Origin of the sequence: Streptomyces sp. NRRL B-24572 (assembly GCF_002156145.1) — a bacterium.
Lineage (GTDB): Bacteria > Actinomycetota > Actinomycetes > Streptomycetales > Streptomycetaceae > Streptomyces > Streptomyces vietnamensis.
Map to the genome: position 1 here is coordinate 1 of NZ_MWIG01000625.1, position 8433 is coordinate 8433.

Sequence of the window (8433 nt, forward strand, 5' to 3'; positions counted from 1 at the left end):
CCGCACCCGCACCCGCACCCCGGGCCGGGCGGCCTCGTCGAGCTCCTCGGGGACCGCGTAGTCGAAGAACTGGTCGAGGTGGAGCGCCCCCTTGTTCACGACGACCCGCGCGACCGGCAGCTCCTTGGCCAGCGCGGCTCCCCGCCAGGTCCGCGGCTTGGCCCGCGGCACCTTCGCCCTCCGTACGGTCTCCCGGATGAGCGCGAGCTGCTCGGGCTCGTCGGACTTCTCGTTCTCGCTGCTCACAGCCCCATACCTACCAGACGCCACCGACAGCCGGGCATGGCCGAAGCCCGACACCCCCTCGGGGTACCGGGCTTCGGTCGTTTCGGCCTGGGGTTACAGGCCGGCGGCCTGGCGCAGGGCCTCCACGCGGTCCGTGCGCTCCCAGGTGAAGTCCGGCAGCTCGCGGCCGAAGTGGCCGTAGGCGGCGGTCTGGGAGTAGATCGGGCGGAGCAGGTCGAGGTCGCGGATGATCGCGGCCGGGCGGAGGTCGAAGACCTCGCCGATGGCGTTCTCGATCTTCTCGGTCTCGACGGTGTTGGTGCCGAAGGTCTCGACGAAGAGGCCGACGGGCTCGGCCTTGCCGATCGCGTAGGCGACCTGGACCTCGCAGCGCGAGGCGAGGCCCGCGGCGACGACGTTCTTGGCGACCCAGCGCATGGCGTAGGCGGCCGAGCGGTCGACCTTGGACGGGTCCTTGCCGGAGAAGGCGCCGCCACCGTGGCGGGCCATGCCGCCGTAGGTGTCGATGATGATCTTGCGACCGGTGAGGCCGGCGTCGCCCATCGGGCCGCCGATCTCGAAGCGGCCGGTCGGGTTCACGAGCAGGCGGTAGCCGTCGGTGTCGAGCTTGATGCCGTCCTCGACGAGCTGCTTCAGCACGTGCTCGACGACGAACTCGCGGATGTCGGGCGCGAGCAGCGACTCGAGGTCGATGTCCGAGGCGTGCTGCGAGGAGACGACGACCGTGTCGAGGCGGACGGCCTTGTCGCCGTCGTACTCGATGGTGACCTGGGTCTTGCCGTCGGGGCGCAGGTACGGGATGGTCCCGTTCTTGCGGACCTCGGTGAGACGGCGGGAGAGCCGGTGCGCGAGGTGGATCGGCAGCGGCATCAGCTCGGGGGTCTCGTCCGACGCGTAGCCGAACATCAGGCCCTGGTCGCCGGCGCCCTGCTTGTCGAGCTCGTCCTCGTCGCCCTCGACGCGCTTCTCGTACGCGGTGTCGACACCCTGGGCGATGTCCGGGGACTGGGATCCGATGGACACCGACACGCCGCAGGAGGCGCCGTCGAAGCCCTTCTTCGAGGAGTCGTAACCGATCTCGAGGATCTTGTTCCGGACGAGGGTCGGGATGTCCGCCCACGCCTTGGTGGTCACCTCACCCGCGACATGCACCAGGCCGGTGGTGATCAGCGTCTCGACGGCGACGCGCGAGGTGGGGTCCTCGCGCAGCAGTGCGTCGAGAATGGTGTCGCTGATCTGGTCAGCGATCTTGTCGGGGTGGCCCTCGGTGACGGACTCCGAGGTGAACAGACGACGGGACACAACGCTCCCTGGGGTTGCAGCGGCTGCTGGCTACTCGTGACGCGGACCGGCAGGGGGCTGCGCCCCGCGACGTTCCACGAACAGTCTATCGGTCGTGGTCGGGCAATGGACCAGGTGTCTCGCCTGGCGAATACCGGTGAGCGGGTGAAACCGGTCTCCGGCAAGGCAGACGTGCCCACCCGAGTGGGGCGCAAATCACTCCTGGGACGGCGTTTCACGTCTCGGGAAAATGCGATCACGCCGCCCCCGGCCCGTCCGCCGGAACGGGCGAGATGCGTCAGGTCGTGGAGCGCAGCCGCGGCAGGACCAGATCCCAGACCGTCTCGGCGAGCGCTTCCTTCGGCCCGTACGGTACGGGGGTCTCGGCGCCGTCCGACGCGAGGACGACGGCCTCGTTCTCCTCGGAGCCGAAGGTCTTGCGCTCCCCCACCTCGTTGACGACGAGCAGGTCGCAGCCCTTCCGGCGGAGCTTCGCGCGGCCGTTGGCGAGGACGTCGTCGGTCTCGGCGGCGAAGCCGACGACCACCTGGCCGGGCAGGGCGCGGTCGGCGGCCAGCTCGGCGAGGATGTCGGGGTTGCGGACGAGTTCGATCGTCGGCGCGCCGCCGTCGTCCGTCTTCTTGATCTTGCCGGGGGCGTAGGCGGCCGGACGGAAGTCGGCGACGGCGGCGGCCATCACGACCGCGTCGGCGTCGGCGGCGGCCTTGAGGACGGCCTCGCGGAGCTGGACGGCGGTGCCGACGTGGACGACGTCGACCCCGGCCGGATCGGGGATGCCGGTGTTCGCCTCGACGAGGGTGACCCGGGCGCCGCGGGCGGCGGCGGCCTTCGCGAGGGCGTAGCCCTGCTTCCCGGAGGAGCGGTTGCCGAGGTAGCGGACGGGGTCGAGGGGCTCGCGGGTGCCGCCGGCGCTGACGACCACGTGACGTCCCGCGAGATCGGGGGCGGTCACGCCGCGCGCGAGGATCCTCTTGCAGACCTCGAAGATCTCCGCCGGGTCGGGCAGTCGGCCCTTGCCGGTGTCGACGCCGGTGAGCCGGCCGACCGCGGGCTCGATGACGACGGCGCCGCGGCGGCGGAGGGTGGCCACGTTCTCCTGGGTGGCCGGGTGCTCCCACATCTCGGTGTGCATGGCGGGGGCGAAGACGACCGGACAGCGCGCGGTGAGCAGCGTGTTGGTGAGCAGGTCGTCGGCGAGGCCGTGGGCGGCCTTGGCGAGCATGTCGGCGGTGGCGGGGGCGACGACGACGAGGTCGGCGGCCTGGCCGATCCGCACGTGCGGGACCTCGTGGACGGACTCCCACACCTCGGTGGAGACGGGGTTCCCGGAGAGCGCGGACCAGGTCGCCGCGCCGACGAAGTGAAGCGCGGAGTCCGTGGGGACGACGCGCACGTCGTGGCCCGACTCGGTGAGCCTGCGGAGCAGCTCGCACGCCTTGTAGGCGGCGATGCCGCCGCTCACGCCCAGGACGACCTTCGGCTTGGACACGACTTCCACGACTCCCCGCACTCGGCTGCGTACGACTCCATGAGACACCACAGGCCCGGCGGATGTTCCGCCGGGCCTGTGGTGACAAGCATTACAAGCGCTGTGTGCTTACTGCGCGGGGCCCTCGATGGCCTCGGACGTCAGCAGACCCGCGTTGATCTCGCGCAGGGCGATCGAGAGCGGCTTCTCGTGGACGTGGGTGTCGACGAGCGGACCCACGTACTCCAGCAGGCCCTCGCCGAGCTGGGAGTAGTACGCGTTGATCTGACGCGCGCGCTTGGCCGCGTAGATCACGAGGCTGTACTTCGAGTCCGTGGCCTCGAGCAGCTCGTCGATCGGCGGGTTGATGATGCCCTCGGGCGCGGTGATGGAAGAGGACACGCTCTACCTTCCGAAGATGGAAAAAAGATCAGACAACGTGCATCAACGTTAGCAGCTCGCGTGCGACGTCCTCGACGGAGGTGTTGACGAGCGTGGTGTCGAACTCCGACTCGGCGGCCAGCTCGACCTTCGCGGCCTGCAGGCGGCGCTCGATGACCTCGGGCGACTCGGTGCCGCGGCCGGTGAGCCGGCGGACCAGCTCCTCCCAGCTCGGCGGGGCCAGGAAGACCAGCTGGGACTCCGCCATGGAGTCCTTCACCTGACGGGCGCCCTGGAGGTCGATCTCCAGGAGCACGGGCTCGCCGGAGTCCAGTCGCTCCAGGACCGCGCCGCGCGGGGTGCCGTAGCGGTTGCCCGCGAACTCGGCCCACTCGAGGAGCTCACCGTTGGCGATCAGCTTGTCGAACTCGTCGTCCGTGACGAAGAAGTAGTGGACGCCGTGCTTCTCGCCCGGGCGGGGCTTTCGCGTCGTCGCCGACACCGAGAGCCAGACCTCGGGGTGGACCTTGCGCATATGAGCGACGACCGTGCTCTTGCCGACCCCTGAGGGGCCGGAGAGCACGGTCAGCCGCGGACGTACCTCTGCTGCCATGCAGCAATTATTCCAGCTTCACCGGGGTGCCCGGGACGCGTGTCCCGGATCGGGAAGCCCCACCGGTCGCCGATCAGGCGCCGGTGCTGCCGAACTCGCGCTCCAGGGAGGCGATCTGGTTGGAACCGAGACCGCGCACCCGGCGGCTCTCGGAGATCCCGAGCCGCTCCATGATCTGCTTGGCGCGGACCTTGCCGACGCCGGGCAGGGACTCAAGGAGCGCGGAGACCTTCATCTTGCCGATGACGTCGTTCTCCTGGCCGGTCTTGATGACCTCGTGGAGGGAGGCGCCGGAGTGCTTGAGTCGATTCTTGACCTCGGCCCGCTCCCGGCGAGCCGCGGCGGCCTTTTCGAGCGCGGCTGCGCGCTGTTCAGGGGTAAGGGGCGGAAGAGCCACGCCTACGTCACCTCGGATGTCGATCTGTCGGATACGGACCGGTGAGGAACCTGGACGCCCCACACCAGTGGAGCAACGATCAACGGAGTGGCCGTTGAACGCCTGCTCTGCTCCGGAGACTAGCGGCCGAGGCCGCTCCAGTCAGCGAGAACAGCGGAAAAGTCCTGGTCAGCATCGACCGACCAGGACTTTTCCGGCATATCGACCCGGTTTTGAGCCAAGTTTTCGTCAAGGAGTGAGACGGCTCACCGTCGGACACCCCCGCCCGCTCCGACCTGCGGATTGTCCGGGAGACGGTCAGCCGGCGACGGCGGCGCGGATCTCGTCCGCGTAGCGGTGCGCCGAGTCCCGCAGGGCGGCCACGTCCGGGCCCTCGCGCAGGACCCCGCGGCTGACGTTCGGGACCACGTTGCGGACCGCGGCGCCGAAGACGGCCGGGAGGTCGGCGGGGGTCGCGCCCTGGGCGCCGATGCCGGGGGCGAGGAGCGGCCCGTTGATGTCGAGGTCGAAGGAGGACAGGTCGCCGAGGGTGGCGCCGACGACCGCGCCGAAGGAGCCCATCGGGGTCTCCCCCTCGTTCTCCTCGGCGAGGTGGGCGAGCATCGTCGCGCCGATGGTCCGGCCGTCCTCGCGGACCGCGCGCTGGACCTCCGCGCCCTCCGGATTGGAGGTGAGGGCCAGGACGAAGAGGCCGGCGCCGGACTCCCGGGCCAGGTCGACGGCCGGCTTCAGGGCGCCGTAGCCGAGGTACGGGGAGACCGTCAGGGCGTCGGAGAAGAGCGGGGAGTCCTTGCGCAGGAAGGTCTCCGCGTACGCGGCCATGGTGGAGCCGATGTCGCCGCGCTTGGCGTCCATGACGACCAGGCCGCCCGCCGCGCGCAGATCGGCGGTGGCGCGCTCCAGGACGGCGATGCCGCGCGAGCCGAAGCGCTCGAAGAAGGCGGACTGCGGCTTGAAGACGGCCACGGTCTCGGCGAGGGCCTCGACGACGGTGAAGGTGAAGCGCTCCAGACCGGCGATGTCGTCGGTCAGGCCCCAGGAGTCGAGCAGGGCGGCGTGCGGGTCGATGCCGACGCACAGGGGGCCGCGCTCGTCCATGGCGGAGCGCAGGCGGGTGCCGAAGGAGAGAGTCACTTGGTGGTGGCCTTTCGGTTGTCGGCGCCGACGGCCTCGGCGAGGGTGGCGTACGGGGAGGCCGCGAGGCGCGCGGCGAGGCCCTTGTGGATCGCGCGGGCGTAGAACGGACCCTCGTAGATGAAGGCGCTGTAGCCCTGGATGAGGGTGGCGCCGGCGAGGATGCGCTGCCAGGCGTCCTCGGCGTTCTCGATGCCGCCGACGCCGACCAGGACGAGGCGGTCGCCCACGCGCGCGTGGAGGCGGCGCAGGACGGCCAGGGAGCGCTCCTTGACGGGCGCGCCGGACAGGCCGCCGGTCTCCTTGATGAGCGCGGGGTCGGACTTCAGGCCGAGGCCCTCGCGCGCGATGGTGGTGTTGGTGGCGATGATGCCGTCGAGGCCGAGCTCCAGGGCGAGGTCGGCGACCGCGTCGACGTCCTCGTCGGCCAGGTCGGGGGCGATCTTGACGAGGAGCGGGACGCGGCGGTCGGTGACCGTGCGGTCGGCTGCCTCGCGGACGGCCGTGAGCAGCGGGCGCAGGGACTCGGTGGCCTGGAGGTTGCGAAGCCCGGGGGTGTTCGGGGAGGAGACGTTGACGACGAGGTAGTCGGCGTGCGCGGCGAGGCGCTCGGTGGACTTCACGTAGTCGGCGGCGGCCTCCGCCTCGGGGACGACCTTGGTCTTGCCGATGTTGACGCCGACGACGGTCTTGAAGACCGCCTTGCGGGCGCCCAGGCGCTCGGCGACGGCGGCGGAGCCCTCGTTGTTGAAGCCCATGCGGTTGATCAGGGCGCGGTCCGGGACGAGCCGGAAGAGGCGCTTCTTGGGGTTGCCGGGCTGGGCCTCGCCGGTGACGGTGCCGATCTCGACGTGGTCGAAGCCGAGCATCGACATGCCGTCGATGGCGACGGCGTTCTTGTCGAAGCCGGCGGCGAGCCCGAAGGGGCCGTGCATCCGCAGGCCGAGGGCCTCGGTGCGCAGCTCCTTGTACCGGGGCGCGAGGACGGCGGCGACGAAGGTGCGGAGCACCGGGATGCGGGCGGCGAGGCGGATCCAGCGGAAGGCCGTGTAGTGGGCCTGCTCGGGGTCCATCCGCTTGAAGACCAGGTTGAAGAAGAACTTGTACATGGGGTGTCGCTCCAGGTCATGACGAGGGGGACACCGCATGTCCTGCCGGTGTCCCCCTCCTCGTACGGGCTCTTAGTCGCGGGCCGCGATCAGGTGCTCCGCGTGCTCCTGGAGCGAGCGGACGCCCACGTCGCCGTGGCCCAGCGCCTCGATGCCCTGGACGGCCGCGGCGAGCGCCTGGACCGTGGTGAGGCAGGGGACGCTGCGCGCCACCGCGGCCGTACGGATCTCGTAGCCGTCGAGGCGGCCGCCGGTGCCGTACGGGGTGTTGACGATCAGGTCGACCTGGCCGTCGTGGATGAGCTGGACGATGGTCTTCTCGCCGTTGGGGCCTTCGCCCTCGCTGAGCTTGCGGACGACCGTGGCGTTGATGCCGTTGCGCTTGAGGACCTCGGCGGTGCCGGAGGTGGCGAGCAGCTCGAAGCCGTGGGCGACGAGCTCGCGGGCCGGGAAGATCATCGAGCGCTTGTCGCGGTTGGCGACCGAGATGAACGCGCGGCCCTTGGTGGGCAGCGGGCCGTAGGCGCCGGCCTGCGACTTGGCGTAGGCCGTGCCGAAGACCGCGTCGATGCCCATGACCTCGCCGGTGGAGCGCATCTCCGGGCCGAGGACGGTGTCGACGCCGCGGCCGTGCACGTCGCGGAAGCGCGACCACGGCATCACGGCCTCCTTGACGGAGATCGGCGCGTCGAGCGGCAGGGTGCCGCCGTCGCCGTTCTTCGGCAGCAGGCCCTCGGCGCGCAGCTCGGCGATGGTGGCGCCGAGCGAGATGCGGGCGGCGGCCTTCGCGAGCGGCACGGCGGTCGCCTTCGAGGTGAAGGGGACGGTCCGGGAGGCGCGCGGGTTGGCCTCCAGGACGTAGAGGATGTCGCCGGCCATGGCGAACTGGATGTTGATCAGGCCGCGGACGCCGACGCCCTTGGCGATGGCCTCGGTGGAGGCGCGCAGGCGCTTGATGTCGTAGCCGCCGAGGGTGATCGGGGGCAGGGCGCAGGCCGAGTCGCCGGAGTGGATGCCGGCCTCCTCGATGTGCTCCATGACGCCGCCGAGGTAGAGCTCCTCGCCGTCGTAGAGCGCGTCGACGTCGATCTCGATGGCGTCGTCGAGGAAGCGGTCGACCAGGACCGGCCGGGTGGGGCTGATCTCGGTGGACTCGGCGATGTACGACTCCAGGCGGGCCTCGTCGTACACGATCTCCATGCCGCGGCCGCCGAGCACGTACGAGGGGCGTACGAGGACGGGGTAGCCGATCTCGTCGGCGATGGCCTTGGCGCCGGCGAAGGTGGTCGCGGTGCCGTGCTTGGGGGCCGGGAGGCCCGCCTCGGCGAGGACGCGGCCGAAGGCGCCGCGGTCCTCGGCGGCGTGGATGGCCTCCGGGGAGGTGCCGACGACCGGCACGCCGTTGTCCTTGAGCGCCTGCGACAGGCCCAGCGGGGTCTGGCCGCCGAGCTGGACGACGACGCCGGCGACGGGGCCTGCGAGGGTCTCGGCGTGGACGATCTCCAGGACGTCCTCGAGCGTCAGCGGCTCGAAGTACAGGCGGTCGGAGGTGTCGTAGTCCGTCGAGACGGTCTCCGGGTTGCAGTTGACCATCACGGTCTCGTAGCCGGCGTCGCTCAGGGCGAAGGAGGCGTGGACGCAGGAGTAGTCGAACTCGATGCCCTGGCCGATGCGGTTCGGGCCGGAGCCCAGGATGATCACGGCGGGCTTCTCGCGCGGGGCGACCTCGCTCTCCTCGTCGTAGGACGAGTAGAAGTACGGGGTCTTGGCGGCGAACTCGGCG

At 70.8% G+C, this 8433-nt stretch carries 8 protein-coding genes and 1 pseudogene; all 9 read right to left on the reverse strand.

The annotated features are described in order from the left end of the window. Positions 1 to 246, reverse strand: a pseudogene (locus CCN56_RS31845) (primosome assembly protein PriA); the annotation flags it as partial. A gap of 93 nt (positions 247 to 339) precedes the next feature. After that, the gene (metK, locus tag CCN56_RS31850; protein WP_041128228.1) at positions 340 to 1548 is read right to left on the reverse strand and encodes a methionine adenosyltransferase; all 1209 of its coding nucleotides are present in this window, start codon (positions 1546 to 1548) and stop codon (positions 340 to 342) included. 277 nt (positions 1549 to 1825) lie between these two features. Further along, complete coding sequence (gene coaBC, locus CCN56_RS31855; protein ID WP_086831368.1) at positions 1826 to 3037, reverse strand: bifunctional phosphopantothenoylcysteine decarboxylase/phosphopantothenate--cysteine ligase CoaBC; 1212 nt, start codon at positions 3035 to 3037, stop codon at positions 1826 to 1828. Positions 3038 to 3145: 108 nt separating this feature from the next. Continuing rightward, positions 3146 to 3418 carry a DNA-directed RNA polymerase subunit omega gene (gene rpoZ, locus CCN56_RS31860; protein WP_005319902.1) on the reverse strand — a complete coding sequence of 91 codons (273 nt, stop codon included), beginning with the start codon at positions 3416 to 3418 and terminating at the stop codon, positions 3146 to 3148. 28 nt (positions 3419 to 3446) lie between these two features. Next, the gene (gmk, locus tag CCN56_RS31865; RefSeq protein WP_078908242.1) at positions 3447 to 4010 is read right to left on the reverse strand and encodes a guanylate kinase; all 564 of its coding nucleotides are present in this window, start codon (positions 4008 to 4010) and stop codon (positions 3447 to 3449) included. Positions 4011 to 4083: 73 nt separating this feature from the next. Next, the gene (locus CCN56_RS31870) at positions 4084 to 4407 is read right to left on the reverse strand and encodes an integration host factor (protein WP_030204477.1); all 324 of its coding nucleotides are present in this window, start codon (positions 4405 to 4407) and stop codon (positions 4084 to 4086) included. A gap of 297 nt (positions 4408 to 4704) precedes the next feature. Beyond that, complete coding sequence (gene pyrF / locus CCN56_RS31875) at positions 4705 to 5541, reverse strand: orotidine-5'-phosphate decarboxylase (RefSeq protein ID WP_086831365.1); 837 nt, start codon at positions 5539 to 5541, stop codon at positions 4705 to 4707. Then, positions 5538 to 6650: a quinone-dependent dihydroorotate dehydrogenase gene (locus CCN56_RS31880; protein WP_086831366.1), complete on the reverse strand. Its 1113-nt coding sequence runs from the start codon at positions 6648 to 6650 to the stop codon at positions 5538 to 5540. Before CCN56_RS31880 ends, pyrF begins: the two co-directional genes overlap by 4 nt. Positions 6651 to 6722: 72 nt before the next feature. After that, a partial coding sequence (gene carB / locus CCN56_RS31885; RefSeq protein WP_086831367.1) for a carbamoyl-phosphate synthase large subunit occupies positions 6723 to 8433 on the reverse strand: 1711 nt, incomplete at its 5' end.

What these genes read in the sequence shown, in the direction of transcription:
- gmk (WP_078908242.1), bottom strand. Translation starts at nt 4,010, where the DNA reads ATGGCAGCAGAGGTACGTCCGCGGCTGACCGTGCTCTCCGGCCCCTCA.
- CCN56_RS31880 (WP_086831366.1), bottom strand. Translation starts at nt 6,650, where the DNA reads ATGTACAAGTTCTTCTTCAACCTGGTCTTCAAGCGGATGGACCCCGAG.